Consider the following 15,975-nt stretch of genomic DNA (forward strand, 5'->3'; position numbering starts at 1 on the left):
CGTTTCGGGGAGTTGCGGGTGACGGTCCGGCCTATTCGCGTGTTCGACGATCCGGTGCTCCGCGCGGTCGCGGAACCGGTGCACGACTTCGACCGGGAGCTGCGGCGCCTGGTGAAGTCCCTGACGCTCACCCTGCGGGCGGGAGCCGGCCGGGCGGGCCTGTCGGCTCCGCAGATCGGCGAGCCGGTTCGGGTGGTCGTCTACTCCTACGACGGACGTTCCGGCCATCTGGTCAACCCGCGGCTGGAGCTGTCGGAGCGGCGGATCACCGCCGACGAGGCGTGCCTGTCCGCGCCGGGCCTCTGGCGTCCGCTGGAACGCTCCTACATGGTCACGGCGCGTGGCCGCGACATGTTCGGCAAGCCCGTGACGCTACGGGCGCTGGGCGTGCTGGCGAGGGTGCTGCAGCACGAGACCGACCATCTCGACGGCGTGCTGTTCAGCGACCACCTCGAAGCTGCGGAGCGGGAACGTTTCCTGGCCGAGGCGCTGCCGGCGAGCTGAGCTCCCGCCGCTGCTCGGGGTCGGTGCCGCCCCACACGCCGTGCGCCTGCCTGGTGTCCAGCGCGTACTCCAGGCAGGGTCTGCGCACGGGACACCGGCCGCAGATCGCCTTGGCCTTCTCGACCTGCGAGCGACCGGGCCCTTCGAGCGAGATCGGGAAGAACAGTTCGGGGTCCAGTTCCAGGCAGGCCGCCCGGCGTGACCAGTTGAGCATCATCATGCTCATCGCGCCTACCCATGCCTTCCGACGTCATACCTCGGCCAGCAACCGGTCCCAGTCCTCCAGGAACCGGGGCAGGCCGTACCGGGCCAGGGCGGCGGCCCGCGCGGCCTTGCCCGCCTGGGCGGCCCGCTCGGGGTCGGCGACGAACGCGTGCAGGGCGTCGGCCAGCACGTCCACCTTGGTGGAGATCACCCCGGCCTCCTGCGGCACCGCCTCGACGGCCTCGGTCGTGGCCAGCGCCACGACCGGCAGGCCGAGGGTCATGGCCTCGATGAGGGCCAGGCCCAGCGACGTCCAGCGGTAGGGGTGCAGGTAGGCGCGTCTGCGGGCGAGGGCGGCGTGCATGACGTGCTGCGGCAGGTCCTCGTAGGTGCCGTACGGCAGGCCGTCCACCTTCATGCCGAACACGTCCAGCGGCACGCGCTCGGCGAAGCGCGGCAGCAGGTCGGTGCCGGCGACCCTGGTACGGCGTACCGGCTCGTTGACCACGACGCCTGCCCTGGCCAGCTCGCCGGTGTACAGGTGACCCGGGTCGGGGACGCCGTGCTCGATCACGCGGGTGCGGGCCCGGCCGTTGTCCCAGAACAGCTCGTTGAAGTGGGTGACGTGCACGAGCGTGATGTCGTCCTGGCCGGACAGCGGATGCCTGGTACGCGGGACGTCGCCGGCCGGGGTGTTGTGCTCGACGTACACGCCGGGCACCGCGCGGCCGAGCCAGTCGCGGGCCAGGTCGATCTCGTACGGCCGCTGGTAGACGACGACGTCGATCGGCTCGTCGCGGATGCGGTCGTACGGCACCTCGCGGGCGTTGGCGGGCCAGTCGTAGGTGGCGGCGCGCCCCCGGCCGTCGGGACCGCGGCCGGGCACGAGCGGCAGCACGTAGTCGTGGCCGCCGCTGACAAAGGCGCTGGTCCACGCCCCGTGGACGTGCCAGACGAGGATCCTCACCAGCGGCTCCAGCCCATGGCCCGGGCCCAGGGCGCGGCCGAGACCGCCGCGACGGGCGCCTCGGGCGCGCTCAGCACCCGTTCCACGACGTCGGTCAGATCCTCGGCGACCTCGGCCGCCTGTTCGATCTCCTCCTCCAGCGTCTGCAGCGTCGGCACGAGGATGCCCCGGGCCCCCGCGGCCCTGGCAGCCTCCATGTCCCTGCCGATGTCGCCGACCACCACGCAGTCGCGCGGGCTGACGTCGAGGACGGCGGCCGCCCTGATGACCAGCCCCGGCGCCGGTTTGCGGCAGGTGCAGCCGTCGGCGTCGTCGTGCACGCAGATGGCCCACGCGTCGAACGGCCCGAGCAGCTCCTCCACCCTGGCGTTCACCTGGTCCATCTCGTCCGGCGAGAGCAGGCCCTTGGCCACGCCGGACTGGTTGGTGACCACCGCGACGGGCACGTCGGCCCGGCGGAGCCTGCCGAGCGCCTCGACCGCTCCCGGCATGGGCTCGACGAGGCGCGGGTCGCCGTTGTACGGCACGTCTTTGATCAAGGTTCCGTCCCGGTCGAAGAGGACGGCCCCGGGACGTCGCTTTTCGAACACCTCTCACCTCCGTCGCATGACCGGCAGCTACCCGGACCAGAAACCGGCAAACAACTACAAAGGGTGACCAATCCCAGGCGGTTATGCCCGTTTTCGCATCGTCTGAGGTGACCGAAGGTTTGAGAGGCGCTTCTCTCGGTAGCGGTTCTCGACATCTGCGGGGGAGGAAACGATGAAGTTTCTCGGCATCAACGCGATCTTCCACGATCCGGCCGCGGCCCTGGTCGTCGACGGGAGGATCGTGGCCGCGGCGGAGGAGGAGCGCTTCAGCCGCCGCAAGCACGGCAAGCGGCCGCTGGCGTTCTCCGCGTGGGAGCTGCCCGAGCAGGCCGCCGCGTGGTGCCTGGAGGAGGCGGGCCTGTCCCCCGAGGACCTGGACGCCGTGGCCTACTCCTACGACCCGGGCCTAGTCGTCCAGCGGCCCGAGGGCGACTGGGAGGACCTGCGCACGAAGTACGCCGTCAGGGCCCCCGCCTTCCTGGCGACCGCGCTGCCGGGCCTGGACCCCGGGCAGGTCTCCTACGTCCCGCACCACGTGGCGCACGCCGCCTCGGCGGGCCTGGCCTCCCCCTGGCGGGACTGCGCGGTGCTGGTGTGCGACGGGCGCGGCGAGAACGTCTCCCACCTCGCCGGCCGCTACCGCGACGGCGAGCTGGAGGTGCTGGCCGCCCAGGAGCTGCCGCACTCCCTCGGCCTGATGTACGAGGACGTCACCCAGCACCTGGGATTCCTGCGGTCCAGCGACGAGTACAAGGTCATGGCCATGGCCTCCTACGGCCGGCCGCGCCACCTGGAGTCGCTGCGCGAGATCGTCCACACGACCGGCGACGGCGGCTTCCGCGTCGAACCGGTCGACTGGAACGTCTACGTCAAGGCCCTGGACCGGGGCGAGCCCTGGACCTCCGACCACGCCGACCTGGCCGCCAGCGTGCAGGCCCGGCTGGAGGAGGTGCTGCTGGAGCTGGCCCGCTGGCTGCACGAGCGCACCGGCGAACGGCGGCTCGCACTGGCCGGCGGGGTGGCGCTGAACTGCGTGGCCAACACCCGGCTGCTGGACGAGGGGCCGTTCGAGGAGGTGTGGGCCCAGCCGGCCGCCGGCGACTCCGGCACGGCTCTGGGCGGCGCGCTGCACCTGGCGCAGGCCTACGGCGAGCCGGCCGGTCCGATGCCGGGCGCCGCGCTCGGGCGCGGGTTCACCGACGAGGAGCTGGGCGCCTGGCTGGACGTGGCGCGGGTGCCGTACACGCGGCCGGCCGACCTGGGCGCGGCGGTGGCCGCCGAGCTGGCCGCCGACAAGATCGTGGCCTGGTTCCAGGGCCGCGCCGAGTACGGGCCGCGCGCGCTCGGACGCCGGTCGCTGCTGGCCCATCCGGGACACGCGCGCAACACCGAGCGGCTCAACGACGTCAAGGGCCGGGAGCAGTTCCGGCCGATCGCGCCCATGGTCCTGGAGTCCAGGGCGCCGGAGATCTTCGGGCGGGGGCCGGTGCCCTCGCCGTACATGTTGTTCGTGCACGACGTGCGCGAGCCCTGGCGGGAGCGCATCCCGGCGGTCGTGCACGTGGACGGCACCGCGCGCATCCAGACGATCTCGCCGGCCGACGACCCGCTGATGGCGCGGGTGCTGACCGAGTTCGAGGCGCGTACGGGGCTGCCGGTGGTGGTCAACACGAGCCTGAACACCGCCGGCCGGCCGATGGTCGACGATCCCCGGGACGCGCTGGAGTGCTTCGGCTCCTCGCCGGTGGACGTGCTGGCGCTGGGGCCGTACCTGGTGCGGCGTGGGGAGGTGTTCGCCTCGTGATCACCGTCGTGATCCCCACCATCGGCCGCGCCACGCTGCGGCGGACGCTGGAGGCGGTGGGCCGGGCGACGCCCGTGATCGTGGTGGACGACCGGCGGGCGCGGTCCGCCGCGCTGGAGCTGCCCGATCACGTCCGGGTGGTGCGCTCGGGCGGGCGGGGCCCGGCCGCGGCGCGCAACGCCGGCTGGCGGGCCGCCGGGACGCCGTGGGTGGTGTTCCTGGACGACGACGTGATCCCCCGTCCCGGGTGGGCCGAGGCGGTCTGGAAGGACCTGGTGGACCTGCCGGAGGACGTGGCCGGGAGCCAGGGCCGGATCGAGGTGCCGCTGCCGGCCGGCCGGCGTCCCACCGACGCCGAGCGGAACACGGCGGGGCTGTCGGAGGCCCTCTGGGTGACGGCCGACATGGCCTACCGGCGTTCGGTGCTGGAGCAGACGGGCGGATTCGACGAACGTTTCCCCCGGGCCTACCGGGAGGACGCCGACATCGCGCTGCGGGTGGCGCGGGCGGGGCACCGGCTGGTCATGGGCGAGCGGGTGACCACGCATCCGGTGCGCGAGGACGGGTTCTGGGCGAGCGTGCGCTTCCAGCGCGGCAACGCCGACGACGCGCTGATGCGGCGGCTGCACGGCCCGCGCTGGCGTCAGGCCATCGGCAGCTCCGGGGGCAGGCTGCGCCGCCACGCCGCCACCTCCGCCGCCGCCCTGACCGCCGCCGCCCTCGGCCTGGCCGCCACCCTGCCCCGCCGCTCCGGGAGCGGACTCGCGGGCGTGCGGCCCCACGGACAGCCCCACAGACGGCCCCACAGACGGCCCCACAGACGGCCCGGCAGGCGGCGCGCGACCGGCGGGTGGCGGGCGTTGCCGGTGCTGGCCGCGGTCGCCGGAGCCCTGTGGGCCGCGATGACCGCCGAGTTCGCCTGGCGGCGCATCGCCCCCGGGCCGCGTACCCCGCGCGAGGTGTGGCGCATGGCCGTCACCAGCGTGCTGATCCCGCCGGTCGCCTGCGTGCACCGGCTTCGGGGGGAATGGAGGTGGCGGCGATGAGACGTCGCGATTCGGCGGCTCGGTGCGACCGCGGCCGTACGAACGCCACGCGGTGCCGCGGGAAGGCCGGACGGGCCCCCCGCGCCCGCAGGCCCGCGGCCGCGGAGGCCGCGCCCATGGAAGCCACCACCGCGGAGCCCGGCACACCGGAGGCGGTGGCGTGCCGGACGGCCGGAGAGCACGGCGGCGGCCGGGGGCGCGTCCTGGTGGCGCGGCTGGACGACGCCGGTGACGTCCTGCTGGCCGGCCCCGCCACCCGCGCCGTCCGCACGCTCGCCGACGAGCTGGTCTTCCTGGCCGGCCCGAACGGCCGGGCCGCCGCCGAGCTGCTGCCCGGTGTGGACCGGGTGATCGAGTGGCGGGCGCCGTGGATCGACCACTCCCCCGCCCCCGTCTCCAGCGCCCAGGTGGCCGACCTCATCGCCCGGGTCAAGGGCGTGGACGAGGCGGTGCTCCTGACCTCCTTCCACCAGTCGGCGCTGCCGCTGGCCCTGCTGCTGCGGATGGCCGGCGTGCGGCGCGTCTCCGCGATCAGCAACGACTACCCCGGCTCACTCCTGGACGTCCGGCACGTCGTGGACGAGTCCATCGACGTGCCCGAGGCCGAGCGCATGCTGGCCCTCGCGCGGGCGGCCGGGTTCGATCTGCCGCCCGGCGACGACGGCGAACTCGCAGTTCGGCGGCCATTGCCGGATATAGGCCGAGAAACAGGGCATCTCCTAGGCGTCGGCGCCGCTGCCGATGAACGCTCGTACGTCGTGGTGCATCCAGGGACGTCAGCCCCTGCCAGAACGTGGCCGGCCGACAGGCACCGGCAGGCTGTCAGGGAGCTGGTGGACGACGGGCACCGGGTCGTCGTGACCGGCACGGAACGTGACCTCACCGCCTACGTGGCCTGCGACGCGGCAGTCGACCTCGGGGGCAGGACCACGCTCGCCGAGCTGGCCGCCGTGATCGAACGTGCCGGCGTGCTCGTGGCCGGCAACACCGGTCCCGCGCACCTGGCCGCTGCGGTGGGCACGCCGGTCGTGAGCCTGTTCGCCCCTGTCGTCCCCGCCGCCAGATGGGCCCCGTACGGGGTGCCCACGGTGCTGCTCGGCGACCAGCAGGCGCCCTGCTCGGGAAGCAGGGCGCGCACCTGTCCGGTGGCCGGGCACCCGTGCCTGTCCATGGTGACAAGTGAGCAGGTGGTCAAGGCAGTGAGGGAGTTGATGCAGTGAAGGTCGATCTCATCTCCGAGCACGCCGATCCGCTGGCGGCCATCGGTGGCGTGGACGCGGGCGGCCAGAACGTCTACGTCGCGCACCTGGCGATCGCGCTGGCCGAGCGCGGTCACACGGTCGTCGTCCACACCAGACGCTCGTCGCGGTCGCAGCCCGGCGCGGTGGCCATGGCGCCCGGCGTCACGGTCGAGTACGTCACGGCCGGCCCGGCCGCGGTCGTGCCGAAGGACGAGCTGCCGCCGTACATGCCGGAGTTCACCGAACGCCTGGCCGAGCGGTGGGCGGCGAACCCGCCGGACGTGGCCCACGCGCACTTCTGGATGAGCGGCCAGGCGGCCCTGCGGGCCGCCCATGGCGTGCCGGTGGTGCAGACCTTCCACGCGCTCGGGACCGTGAAGCGGCGCTGGCAGGGCGAGGCCGACACCAGCCCGGCGCACCGGATCGACGCCGAGCGCGAGATCGGCAAGCGGGCCGACGCGGTGCTGGCCACCTGTAGCGACGAGGTGAGCGAGCTGTGCGCGATGGGCGTCCCCGAGCGGCGCGTCACGGTGGTGCCCTGCGGGGTGGACCTGACGGCGTTCCGCCCGGACGGGCCGGTCGCGCCGCGCGCGGGCGCCAAGGTGGTGCTCAGCATCGGCCGGATGGTGCCGCGCAAGGGCGTGGACACCATGATCGCCGCACTGCGCCAGATCCCGGACGCCGACCTGGTGATCGCCGGCGGCGGCCCGGACGACGACGGGGAGACCGAGCGGCTGCGCGACCTGGCCGCGGCCTACGGGCTGCGGGAGCGGGTGCACCTGATCGGCAGCGTCCCGCGCACGCACGTGCCCGCGCTGATGCGCTCGGCCGACGTCGTGGTGACCGTCCCCTGGTACGAGCCCTTCGGGATGGTCCCGATCGAGGCGATGGCCTGCGGCGTGCCCGTCGTGGCCTCCGCGGTCGGCGGCCACCTGGACACGGTCGCCGGCTGCGGCGTGCTGGTCCCGCCGCGCCGCCCCCGGGCGCTGGCCAGGGCGCTGCGCGACGTGCTCGCCGACGGGCGCAGGCGCGAGGCGCTGGGCGCCGCCGGAGCCCGGCGGGCCCGCGAACGGTACGGCTGGTCCCGCATCGCCGAGCAGACGGAGGCGGTGTACACGCAGGTCATCGACGGCAAGCTCGGCCGCCTCGCGGCTCTGGGGGGTTGATCATGGACAGACATCTGGAAAAGCTCTGGAACACGCTGGAGCAGGTCGACGGCCACGCGGTCACCATCCGTGCGTGGGGCGGGAAGCTGGCCGGCGTGCTGTCGGCCGGCGGCCGGCTGCTGGCCTGCGGCAACGGGGGGTCGGCGGCCGAGGCCCAGCACCTGACGGCCGAGCTGGTGGGCCGCTTCAGGGTCGACCGGCCGCCGTACGCGGCGATCCCGCTGCACGGCGACAGCTCCTCGATGACCGCGATCGCCAACGACTTCGGCCACGAGGAGGTCTACGCCCGCCAGGTGCGGGCGCACGGCCGTCCTGGGGACGTGCTGGTGTGCCTGTCGACCAGCGGCGGCAGCCCGAACGTGCTGGCCGCGGCCAGGGCGGCGCAGGAGGTCGGCATCGCCGCCTGGGCGCTGACCGGGCCCGCGCCGAACCCGCTGGCCGAGCTGTGCGACGAGGCGGTGGCCGTGCCCGCCGAGGAGACGGCCACCGTCCAGGAGGTGCACCTCGCCATGATCCACCTGCTCTGCGACGCCATCGAGGAGGCCGTCTGATGGGCCCCCTTGTCGTCGTCGGCGACACACTGCTCGACGTGGACGTCGAGGGCGACAGCGAGCGGCTGTGCCCGGACGCGCCGGTCCCGGTGGTCGACATCTCGGCCGAGCACGCCCGCCCCGGCGGCGCGGGCCTGGCCGCGCTGCTGGCCGCGCGGGACGGCGCGGACGTGGTCCTGATCACCGCGATCGGCGACGACCCCGACGGGCACCGTCTGTGCGCCCTGCTGTCGGAGGAGGTCGAGCTGGTACGCCTGCCGCTGAACGGCGGGACCGTGCGCAAGACCAGGGTCAGGTCGAGGGGCCAGACCACGCTCAGGCTCGACACCGGCGACGGCGTCGCCCGGTCCGACCCGCTCGGCGAGATCCCCGAGGAGGTCACGGCCGCGGTGGCCCGCGCGGGCGCCGTGCTGGTCTCCGACTACGGCAGGGGCGTGGCCGCGTCGGCCGGGGAACTGCTGCGCGAGGTGCGCGTACCGGTCGTGTGGGACCCGCATCCCCGGAGCGGGCCGCCGATGCCGGGCTGCGCGCTGCTGACGCCGAGCGAGGCCGAGGCCAGGATGTTGTGCCCGGACGGCTACCGCGGCCCCGACCACGCGGCCCGCCGCCTGGTGCGGGAGCTGCGCGCCGGGGCCGTGGCGGTCACCACCGGCGGCGACGGGGCCACGCTGGCCGTCCAGGGCGGTCCGCTGACGCGCGTGCCGGCGCCGGTGACGGCGTCCGGGCGGGACGCGTGCGGCGCCGGCGACCGGCTGGCCGGCGCCGCGGCGCTCGCGCTGCGCGACGGCGCGGACGTCGTGGAGGCGGTCACCATCGGCGTCGGCGAGGCCTCGCGCTTCGTCGAGCGCGGCGGGGCCGCCACCGTCCGGACGCATGAGCAGCGGCTCGGCGACCGGCCGCGCACCGCGCTGGAGGTGGCCAGGCTCACCCGCGCGCAGGGCGGCCGGCTGATCGCCACGGGCGGCTGCTTCGACCTGTTGCACGCGGGGCACGTGAGCCTCCTGCGGCGGGCCAGGGCGCTGGGCGACGCTCTCGTCGTCTGCGTCAACTCCGACGACTCGGTGCGCCGGCTGAAGGGCCCGTCCAGGCCCATCGTCGGCGCGCGTGACCGGGTCGAGGTGCTGCGGGCGCTGAGCTGCGTGGACGCGGTCCTGGTGTTCGAGGAGGACACCCCGGCCGAGTCCATCGAGCTGCTGCGGCCCGACGTGTGGGTGAAGGGCGGGGACTACGAGGGGGAGGTCCTGCCCGAGTCAAAGGTCCTGGAGCGGCTCGGCGCCGAGTTCGTCGCGCTGAGCACGCTGCCGGGACGTTCGACCAGCAATCTGATCAGGGAGATCCAGTGAATATTTTGATCACCGGGGGCGCCTCCGGACTCGGCCTGGCCACCGCCGAAGCGGTCGAGAAGGAGGGCTGGCGGGCGCTCGTCGTCGACGTGCGCGAGCCGGACCAGCGCTTCGACCACGTCACCGCCGACCTGGCCGACCGCGGGCAGGCCGAGCGGGCCGTGCACGAGCTGGCCGAGCGGGCCGGCGGCCTGGACGGGGTGGTGACCGCGGCCGGCATCGACGCCTGCGGGCGCCTGGAGGACGTGCCCGCCGACGACTGGGAGCGGGTGATCCAGGTCAACCTGCTCGGCACGGCCGCCGTCGTACGGGCGGCGCTGCCGTACCTGAAGCGGACCCGCGGCAAGGTGGTGACCTGCGCCTCGACGCTCGGGCTGCGCCCGCTGAGCGACGCCTCGGCGTACTCGGCCTCGAAGTTCGGCGTCGTCGGCTTCACCAGGGGGCTGGCGGTCGAGCTGCGCGGCGAGGTGGGGGTGACCCTGCTGATCCCGGGCGGCATGCGGACGGGCTTCTTCGACGGGCGTCCCGAGCAGTACAAGCCTGGCCCCGAGGCGGGCCTGAACGACCCCGCCGACGTCGCCCAGACCGTCGTGTTCGCGCTCCGGCAGCCGGCCGGGTGCGAGGTCAGAGAGCTGGTCGTCTGCCCCTCGACGGAGACGTCATGGCCCTAGAGCTGCTGGCGCTGCGCGGGCTCGGCCTGGGCGACCTGCTCACGGCCGTTCCCGCGCTGCGGGCGCTGCGGCAGTCCTTTCCCCGGCACCGGATCACGCTGGCCGCGCCGAGGTCCCTGGAGGCCCTGCTGCCGCTGATCGGCGCGGTGGACGCCCAGGTGGACGTCGCCGGGCCGGGCCCGGTGCCGTTCGAGCGGCCCGACATCGCGGTCAACCTGCACGGCAAGGGGCCGCAGAGCATCGAGGCGCTGCGTGCCACCGACCCGGCCCGGCTGATCAGCTTCGGCGTCGGCCCGCAGTGGCAGGACGGCGTGCACGAGGTGCGGCGGTGGTGCGGCCTGCTGGAATGGCACGGCATCCCCGCCGACCCGCAGGACCTGACGCTCGGCGTCTCCGACCGGACGGGCCCCGTGATCGTGCATCCGGGCGCCGCCTACCCGGCGCGGCGCTGGCCGCCCGAGCGGTTCGGCGAGGTCGCGGCGGCGCTGGACGACGTGGTCGTCACCGGCAACGCCGACGAGGTGCCGATCGCCAGGAGGGTCGCCGAGCTGGCCGGGTTGCCGGAGGAGCGCATGCTGGCCGGCCGTACCCGGCTGGCCGACCTGATCGACCTGGTCAGCAGGGCCAGGCTGGTGGTCTGCGGCGACACCGGGGTCGCGCACCTGGCGACGGCGTTCTGCGTGCCGTCGGTGGTGCTGTTCGGCCCGGTCCCGCCGTCGGAGTGGGGGCCACCGCCCGGCTGGCGGCACGTGGCCCTGTGGGCCGGCCGCAAGGGCGACCCGCACGGCCAGCGCCCGGACCCCGGTCTGCTGAAGATCGAGGTGTCCGAAGTCGTCGACGCAGCTCTGGAGGTCACGTCATGAGGGCTCTGGTCACCGGCGGAGCCGGCTTTCTCGGTTCCTATCTGTGCGAACGCCTGCTGGCCGAGGGCGCCGAGGTCATCTGCATGGACAGCTTCCTGACCGGCGGCCCGCGCAACGTCGAGCACCTGCTGGACAATCCGGCCTTCCGGCTCATCGAGAGCGACCTGACCGGGTACGTGCACGTCCCGGGCCAGGTGAACCTCGTGCTGCACTTCGCCTCGGCCGCCTCGCCGGCCGACTACCTGCGCTACCCGATCGAGACGTTGCGGGTGGGCAGCGTGGGCACCCTGCACGCGCTCGGGCTGGCCAGGGAGAAGGGCGCCCGGTTCGTCCTGGCGTCCACCAGCGAGGTGTACGGCGACCCGCTGGAACACCCGCAGAAGGAGACGTACTGGGGCAACGTCAACCCGGTCGGCCCGCGCAGCGTGTACGACGAGGCCAAACGCTTCGCCGAGTCGCTGACCACCGCCTACCGGCAGTCGCGCGGCACCGACACCGGGATCGTGCGCATCTTCAACACCTACGGCCCGCGCATGCGCCCGTTCGACGGCCGGGCGATCCCGACGTTCATCCGGCAGTCGCTGAAGGGCGAGCCGCTGACCATCACCGGCGACGGCTCCCAGACCAGGTCGATCTGCTACGTGGACGACACCGTCGCGGGCATCCTTGCCATGGCCCGCAGTGACTTCCCCGGCCCGGTCAACATCGGCAACCCGGACGAGCTGACCATGCTGGAGCTGGCCGCCCTCGTCCGCGACCTGACCGGGTCGAGCTCGGAGATCGAGTTCATCGACCGGCCCGCCGACGACCCGAAGGTGCGCCGGCCCGACACCACGCTGGCCGCCGAGCGGCTGGGCTGGCGGGCGGAGGTGCCCGCGAAGGAGGGGCTGCGGCGCACGATCGAATGGTTCACCGCGGAGCTCGCCGCGAACGAGAGGTTCGAGCAGCTGCGTGTGTGAGGGAGAGCGCCGAGACTTCGGCGACTCCACGGGAGGTCGTGGGCCGGGCCCGAGAACCCGGCCCACGACCATGTCCACCACACCCCCGCTCGCCACCGACGGCCGGCGGGCGGTCGGTCAGAGGGCGATGCCGAGCAGGGCGTCGGTCAGGTCCTTGACCAGGCCCGGCTCCTGCGGCCCGCCCTCGGCCAGCGCCCGTTCGGCCCAGGCGTCGATGGCGGCCAGCGCGCCCGGCGAGTCGAGGTCGTCGGCCATCCGCTCGCGTACCGTGGCCAGCAGCTCCTCGGCGCGCGGCGCGCCCTCCAGAGCGACGGCCGAGCGCCACAGCCCGAGCCGGCGCTCGGCGGCGGCGAGCTGGTCGGGCGTGTACTCCCAGTCCTCCCGGTAGTGGTGGGCCAGCAGGACGAGCCGGATGGCCATCGGGTCGTGCGCCTGCCGCAGCCGGCTGACGAACACCAGGTTGCCCTTGGACTTCGACATCTTCTCGCCGTCGAGCGCCACCATGCCCGCGTGCGTGTAGAACTTGGCGAACGGCCACTCCCCCGTCGCCGCGTGCCCCTCGGACGCGCCGCACTCGTGGTGCGGGAAGATCAGGTCGGAGCCGCCCCCGGCCACGTCGTAGCCGGCGCCCAGGTTGCGCAGCGCGATCGCGGTGCACTCGATGTGCCAGCCGGGACGCCCGCGCCCGAGGCTCGACTCCCAGGCCGGCTCGCCGGGCCGCTCGGCCCGCCACAGCAGCCAGTCGAGCGGGTGCCGCTTGCCCGGCCGGTCGGGGTCGCCGCCGCGCTCGGCGGACAGGGCCAGCATCTCGGCCTCGTCGTAGCCGGACACCTGGCCGAACTTGGGGGCGTCGGCCACCTTGAAGTAGACGTCGCCGTCGAGGTCGTAGGTGCAGCCCTTGGCGGCCAGCTCGGTGATCAGGTCGGCGACGTGGCCCACGACCTCGGTGACGCCCACGTACTCGCGCGGCGGCAGGATGCGCAGGGCCTCCATGTCGGTGCGGAACAGCTCGATCTCGCGCTCGGCCAGCTCCTGCCAGTCGACGCCGGTCTGGGCGGCCCGCTCCAGCAGCGGGTCGTCCACGTCGGTGGCGTTCTGGGTGTAGTGGACCTCGTGGCCGGCGTCCCGCCACATCCGGCCCACCAGGTCGAAGGCGTGGTAGGTGTTGGCGTGGCCGAGATGGGTGGCGTCGTAGGGGGTGATGCCGCAGACGTACATCCTGGCGGTGGGGCCGGGATCGGTCTGCCTCACCTGCTTGGTCGTCGTGTCGAAGAGACGCAGCGGAACGCTCTCACCTGGGAGCTTGGGGATGTTCTGGGCAGACCACGATCTCATGCCTTTGAGCCTATCCGTGCCGTAAGGTCCGTGAACTCGTAGGCGGTGTCGTCCTGCCCCAGGGTGACCCGCATCACCGACAGGGAGGCGTGGACGCGGCCGTCGGGCAGCGTGTGCCGGACCAGGAGGGCGCCCGGCCGGTCGGAGTGCGCGCCGGTGATCAGCTCCGCCCAGTCGGCCGCGCCCGCGAAGCGCGGCAGGTGCTCACGTACGCGGTCGGCGCCGGGGTCGAGGCCGGTGTTGACGACCATGCTGGTGCCCTCGGGCAGCCGGGAGTCGGTGCGGCGGTCGCCGTCCCAGCTGAACAGGCGGACGCCGGACAGGTCGGCGAGCACGAGGTGGAAGGGGTCGTAGCGGGTCAGGTCGACGTCCGGGGCGCCGCCCGTGGACACCGCGATCAGGGCCAGGTCGCCGCGGGAGATCCTGGTGGTCTCGGGGGCCTGCCTGCCGTGGCCGTTGAGGAGGGCGGCGGCCCGGCCGGCGGACGGGGAGACGGCCATCCAGGTGCCGCCTCCCTTGAGGTCACGGCCGCCGATCACCCCGGGATGCTCGGGCCAGTGCTCCCCCGGCGCCTCCCAGGGGCGGTCGGTGAGCTCGTCCCGCACGCCCATGAGGGTCAGCGGCTCCCCGGTTCTCACGATCAGCGTGCACATGCGGCAAAGGGTATAAAACCCCCGGGACTCGTCAGATCGGGGGCCAGGGAACGGCGGGCCACCCCTCCGAGGGATACGGGTGGACGCCGGTGTCCAGCAGCCGCCTGACCCGTCGCCAGGTGGCCTCCACCTCGGCCAGCGTGAGCAGTTCGCGCAGCCGGCGGCCCAGCGAGCCGGACTCCAGGTCGCGCTCCAGCTTGGCCAGCACCGCCACGGCCTCGCGCGCCAGCGGCTTGCCCCGCCACTGCCACAGCACGGTACGCAGTTTGTCCTCGGCCGAGAAGCAGACGCCGTGGTCGACCCCGTAGACGTGCCCGGTCGGCAGTGGCAGCAGGTGACCGCCCTTGCGGTCGGCGTTGTTGACGATCGCGTCGAACACCGCCATCCGGCGCACCACCGGGTTGCGGCTCTTGACCAGGCGCATCAGGTCGATCTCGCGCTCGGTGTCGATCCAGAGCTGGCACATGCCGGGCCCGAACGGGCCCTCGCGATAGACGGTCGGCGGCACGATGCGCCAGCCGGTGGCCTGGGAGACCTCGTAGGCGGCCACCTCACGGGCGGCCAGGGTGCCGTCGGGGAAGTCCCACAGGGGGCGCTCGCCGCGTACGGGCTTGTAGACGCAGGCGGCGCTGCGGCCGCCGAGCTTGATCGAGCAGTAGAGGGTCATGTTGGTGGCCTCGACCAGGCGGCCGGCCACCTCCAGGCGCCCGTCGCGCAGCAGGGTGAGCGCCTCCTCCTCCTGCATGATCGGCGCCTGTTGCGGCTTGACGGCCGGTTCGCTCTCAGGAGCGGTCATGAAGCCGCCTCACCCCCGCGGTAGCCGTTGAGTCGGACGCAGACATGGCCTTCGGCGTCGAGCGGCTGCCCGCACAGGGGACAGGGAGGCCGCCCCGCCGCCACGATCTCGAGCGCCCTCCGGGTGAAGGCGCGCGCCGCCCCCGCGCTGATCCGCACGCGCAGCACGGCCGGGTCGGGGCCGTCGAGGTCCTCCTCGTCGATGACCTCCTGCGCCTCGATCACCACCTGGGAGTTGTCGGCGTCCCAGGCCAGCGCCATGGTGCCGACCCGGAAGTCCTCCGAGACCGGCACGTCGAGGGGGGCGTCGTCGGTCAGGTCGGCCGGGGCGAGCGCGGGCACGTGCGCGGTGCCCCCGCTGAGCCGAAGCACCTCGTCGAGCAGCTCGTCGAGCCTGCCCGCGAGCGCAGCGACCTGCAGCTTCTCCAGCGCCACGGTGGTCAGTCTGCCCTCGGCCCTGGCCTGCAGAAAAAAGACCCGCGCGCCCGGCTGCCCCAGGGCGCCGGCGACGAACCTCTCCGGTGGGTCGTAGTCGAAGACCGGCATAGCCTGACCTTACGTGGTCCCGGGTCCACCGCCGACGGCGGCATCGCTCCCGGTGATGTTTTCTCCCCCGTCTTTCTCCTCCGAATCCTCAGGCAACCGCAATTCCCCCATATCGTTAATCCTGAGAACAAAGGGACGCAGGGGGGCATAGCGAATGACTGTGAGGGCCGCAGGATCGGCTGTTATCCGCTGAAAATGATCGAGGTGCAGCCCCAGAGCGTCGGCCACGATCGCCTTGATGACGTCTCCGTGGGTGCACGCCAGGTAGACACCCTTCAACCCGAGGCGTTGATTCCACTCCCGGACGGCCGCGACCGCTCGATGTTGCATATCGGCCAGCGACTCCCCTTCCGGAAATGTCACCGCACTCGGGTGCGCCTGGACGGTCTGCCACAGCGGCTCCTGGGCGAGCTCCTTGAGCGGGCGGCCCGTCCAGGTGCCGTAGCCGCACTCGATCAGCCGCTCGTCGATCCGCACGTCCGCGCCGCGCCCCTTCGCGACGGCCTCGGCGGTCTCGCGGCACCGTTCGAGCGGGCTGGAGACGACGGCGTCGAGCCGGACCCCGGCGATGCGCCCGGCCAGCGCCTCGGCCTGCGCCCGGCCGGCCTCGCTCAGGTGCACCCCCGGGGTGCGCCCGGCCAGCACCGGCCCGGTGAGGTCGGTCAGCCCGTGGCGGGCCAGCAGAAGGGTGGTCACACAGCAAGTGTCGCAGGCGCGGATCACCATGTTTCACACAC

At 73.6% G+C, this 15,975-nt stretch carries 18 protein-coding genes; 10 read left to right on the top strand and 8 right to left on the bottom strand.

The genetic code is table 11. The features are described 5' to 3' along the window. Window positions 1–39: 39 nt before the first annotated feature. Entirely contained in the window at window positions 40–504 is a 465-nt protein-coding gene (locus ACWCSU_RS36510; RefSeq protein WP_357706991.1) for a peptide deformylase, read from the top strand. Here the strand turns inward: ACWCSU_RS36510 and ACWCSU_RS36515 are convergent. Genes ACWCSU_RS36515 through ACWCSU_RS36525 form a run of 3 tightly spaced genes read right to left on the bottom strand, consistent with a single transcriptional unit; the run spans window position 440 to window position 2,265 of the window. Beyond that, window positions 440–724 carry a WhiB family transcriptional regulator gene (locus ACWCSU_RS36515; RefSeq protein ID WP_449941324.1) on the bottom strand — a complete coding sequence of 95 codons (285 nt, stop codon included), beginning with the start codon at window positions 722–724 and terminating at the stop codon, window positions 440–442. The genes ACWCSU_RS36510 and ACWCSU_RS36515 overlap by 65 nt on opposite strands. Before the next feature lie 30 nt (window positions 725–754). Continuing rightward, window positions 755–1,675 (bottom strand): glycosyltransferase, encoded by a 921-nt coding sequence (locus ACWCSU_RS36520; protein WP_357706994.1) that lies wholly within the window; start codon window positions 1,673–1,675, stop codon window positions 755–757. Beyond that, the gene (locus ACWCSU_RS36525) at window positions 1,672–2,265 is read right to left on the bottom strand and encodes a D-glycero-alpha-D-manno-heptose-1,7-bisphosphate 7-phosphatase (RefSeq protein ID WP_357706996.1); all 594 of its coding nucleotides are present in this window, start codon (window positions 2,263–2,265) and stop codon (window positions 1,672–1,674) included. Before ACWCSU_RS36525 ends, ACWCSU_RS36520 begins: the two co-directional genes overlap by 4 nt. Window positions 2,266–2,437: 172 nt before the next feature. Here ACWCSU_RS36525 and ACWCSU_RS36530 point away from each other — a divergent pair, with 172 nt between their 5' ends. From ACWCSU_RS36530 to ACWCSU_RS36570, 9 genes are read left to right on the top strand one after another with little or no spacing between them, the layout of a single operon-like run. Then, window positions 2,438–4,069 carry a carbamoyltransferase family protein gene (locus ACWCSU_RS36530; protein ID WP_449941271.1) on the top strand — a complete coding sequence of 544 codons (1,632 nt, stop codon included), beginning with the start codon at window positions 2,438–2,440 and terminating at the stop codon, window positions 4,067–4,069. Continuing rightward, window positions 4,066–5,115 carry a glycosyltransferase family 2 protein gene (locus ACWCSU_RS36535; protein ID WP_449941273.1) on the top strand — a complete coding sequence of 350 codons (1,050 nt, stop codon included), beginning with the start codon at window positions 4,066–4,068 and terminating at the stop codon, window positions 5,113–5,115. Before ACWCSU_RS36530 ends, ACWCSU_RS36535 begins: the two co-directional genes overlap by 4 nt. Then, complete coding sequence (locus tag ACWCSU_RS36540; RefSeq protein ID WP_449941275.1) at window positions 5,112–6,335, top strand: glycosyltransferase family 9 protein; 1,224 nt, start codon at window positions 5,112–5,114, stop codon at window positions 6,333–6,335. Before ACWCSU_RS36535 ends, ACWCSU_RS36540 begins: the two co-directional genes overlap by 4 nt. Beyond that, a complete protein-coding gene (locus ACWCSU_RS36545; RefSeq protein WP_449941277.1) occupies window positions 6,332–7,522 on the top strand; it encodes a glycosyltransferase in 1,191 nt (396 codons plus the stop codon). Before ACWCSU_RS36540 ends, ACWCSU_RS36545 begins: the two co-directional genes overlap by 4 nt. A gap of 2 nt (window positions 7,523–7,524) precedes the next feature. Beyond that, on the top strand, window positions 7,525–8,073 hold the full coding sequence (locus ACWCSU_RS36550; protein WP_449941279.1) for a D-sedoheptulose-7-phosphate isomerase: 549 nt from the start codon (window positions 7,525–7,527) through the stop codon (window positions 8,071–8,073). Continuing rightward, window positions 8,073–9,416 carry a PfkB family carbohydrate kinase gene (locus ACWCSU_RS36555; protein WP_449941280.1) on the top strand — a complete coding sequence of 448 codons (1,344 nt, stop codon included), beginning with the start codon at window positions 8,073–8,075 and terminating at the stop codon, window positions 9,414–9,416. Before ACWCSU_RS36550 ends, ACWCSU_RS36555 begins: the two co-directional genes overlap by 1 nt. Then, window positions 9,413–10,087 carry an SDR family oxidoreductase gene (locus ACWCSU_RS36560; protein WP_397044247.1) on the top strand — a complete coding sequence of 225 codons (675 nt, stop codon included), beginning with the start codon at window positions 9,413–9,415 and terminating at the stop codon, window positions 10,085–10,087. Before ACWCSU_RS36555 ends, ACWCSU_RS36560 begins: the two co-directional genes overlap by 4 nt. After that, a complete protein-coding gene (locus tag ACWCSU_RS36565) occupies window positions 10,078–10,950 on the top strand; it encodes a glycosyltransferase family 9 protein (RefSeq protein ID WP_357707006.1) in 873 nt (290 codons plus the stop codon). The genes ACWCSU_RS36560 and ACWCSU_RS36565 overlap by 10 nt, the downstream gene beginning before the upstream one ends. Next, the gene (locus ACWCSU_RS36570) at window positions 10,947–11,909 is read left to right on the top strand and encodes a UDP-glucuronic acid decarboxylase family protein (protein ID WP_357707007.1); all 963 of its coding nucleotides are present in this window, start codon (window positions 10,947–10,949) and stop codon (window positions 11,907–11,909) included. Before ACWCSU_RS36565 ends, ACWCSU_RS36570 begins: the two co-directional genes overlap by 4 nt. A gap of 117 nt (window positions 11,910–12,026) precedes the next feature. On the opposite strand, the gene mshC is transcribed toward ACWCSU_RS36570, so the two are convergent. From mshC to ACWCSU_RS36595, 5 genes are read right to left on the bottom strand one after another with little or no spacing between them, the layout of a single operon-like run. Beyond that, complete coding sequence (gene mshC, locus ACWCSU_RS36575) at window positions 12,027–13,244, bottom strand: cysteine--1-D-myo-inosityl 2-amino-2-deoxy-alpha-D-glucopyranoside ligase (RefSeq protein WP_397045598.1); 1,218 nt, start codon at window positions 13,242–13,244, stop codon at window positions 12,027–12,029. Next, the gene (locus ACWCSU_RS36580) at window positions 13,241–13,897 is read right to left on the bottom strand and encodes an NRDE family protein (RefSeq protein ID WP_357710747.1); all 657 of its coding nucleotides are present in this window, start codon (window positions 13,895–13,897) and stop codon (window positions 13,241–13,243) included. The genes mshC and ACWCSU_RS36580 overlap by 4 nt, the downstream gene beginning before the upstream one ends. A 31-nt stretch (window positions 13,898–13,928) precedes the next feature. Then, window positions 13,929–14,693, bottom strand: coding sequence for an SCO1664 family protein (locus ACWCSU_RS36585; RefSeq protein ID WP_357710751.1), 765 nt, complete (start codon window positions 14,691–14,693; stop codon window positions 13,929–13,931). Beyond that, window positions 14,690–15,238, bottom strand: a complete 549-nt coding sequence (locus ACWCSU_RS36590; protein WP_357710753.1) for a DUF3090 domain-containing protein — start codon at window positions 15,236–15,238, stop codon at window positions 14,690–14,692. Before ACWCSU_RS36590 ends, ACWCSU_RS36585 begins: the two co-directional genes overlap by 4 nt. A gap of 9 nt (window positions 15,239–15,247) precedes the next feature. Continuing rightward, window positions 15,248–15,934 (bottom strand): histidine phosphatase family protein, encoded by a 687-nt coding sequence (locus ACWCSU_RS36595; RefSeq protein WP_357710756.1) that lies wholly within the window; start codon window positions 15,932–15,934, stop codon window positions 15,248–15,250. Window positions 15,935–15,975: the final 41 nt, after the last annotated feature.

The organism is Nonomuraea sp. NPDC001699 (genome assembly GCF_053596455.1).

Excerpts from the sequence above, each read along its gene's own strand:
- ACWCSU_RS36515 (WP_449941324.1), bottom strand. The coding sequence starts at position 724 with ATGATGATGCTCAACTGGTCACGCCGGGCGGCCTGCCTGGAACTGGAC.
- ACWCSU_RS36530 (WP_449941271.1), top strand. The coding sequence starts at position 2,438 with ATGAAGTTTCTCGGCATCAACGCGATCTTCCACGATCCGGCCGCGGCC.
- ACWCSU_RS36540 (WP_449941275.1), top strand. The coding sequence starts at position 5,112 with ATGAGACGTCGCGATTCGGCGGCTCGGTGCGACCGCGGCCGTACGAAC.
- ACWCSU_RS36550 (WP_449941279.1), top strand. The coding sequence starts at position 7,525 with ATGGACAGACATCTGGAAAAGCTCTGGAACACGCTGGAGCAGGTCGAC.
- ACWCSU_RS36555 (WP_449941280.1), top strand. The coding sequence starts at position 8,073 with ATGGGCCCCCTTGTCGTCGTCGGCGACACACTGCTCGACGTGGACGTC.
- ACWCSU_RS36565 (WP_357707006.1), top strand. The coding sequence starts at position 10,078 with ATGGCCCTAGAGCTGCTGGCGCTGCGCGGGCTCGGCCTGGGCGACCTG.
- ACWCSU_RS36570 (WP_357707007.1), top strand. The coding sequence starts at position 10,947 with ATGAGGGCTCTGGTCACCGGCGGAGCCGGCTTTCTCGGTTCCTATCTG.
- mshC (WP_397045598.1), bottom strand. The coding sequence starts at position 13,244 with ATGAGATCGTGGTCTGCCCAGAACATCCCCAAGCTCCCAGGTGAGAGC.
- ACWCSU_RS36580 (WP_357710747.1), bottom strand. The coding sequence starts at position 13,897 with ATGTGCACGCTGATCGTGAGAACCGGGGAGCCGCTGACCCTCATGGGC.
- ACWCSU_RS36585 (WP_357710751.1), bottom strand. The coding sequence starts at position 14,693 with ATGACCGCTCCTGAGAGCGAACCGGCCGTCAAGCCGCAACAGGCGCCG.
- ACWCSU_RS36590 (WP_357710753.1), bottom strand. The coding sequence starts at position 15,238 with ATGCCGGTCTTCGACTACGACCCACCGGAGAGGTTCGTCGCCGGCGCC.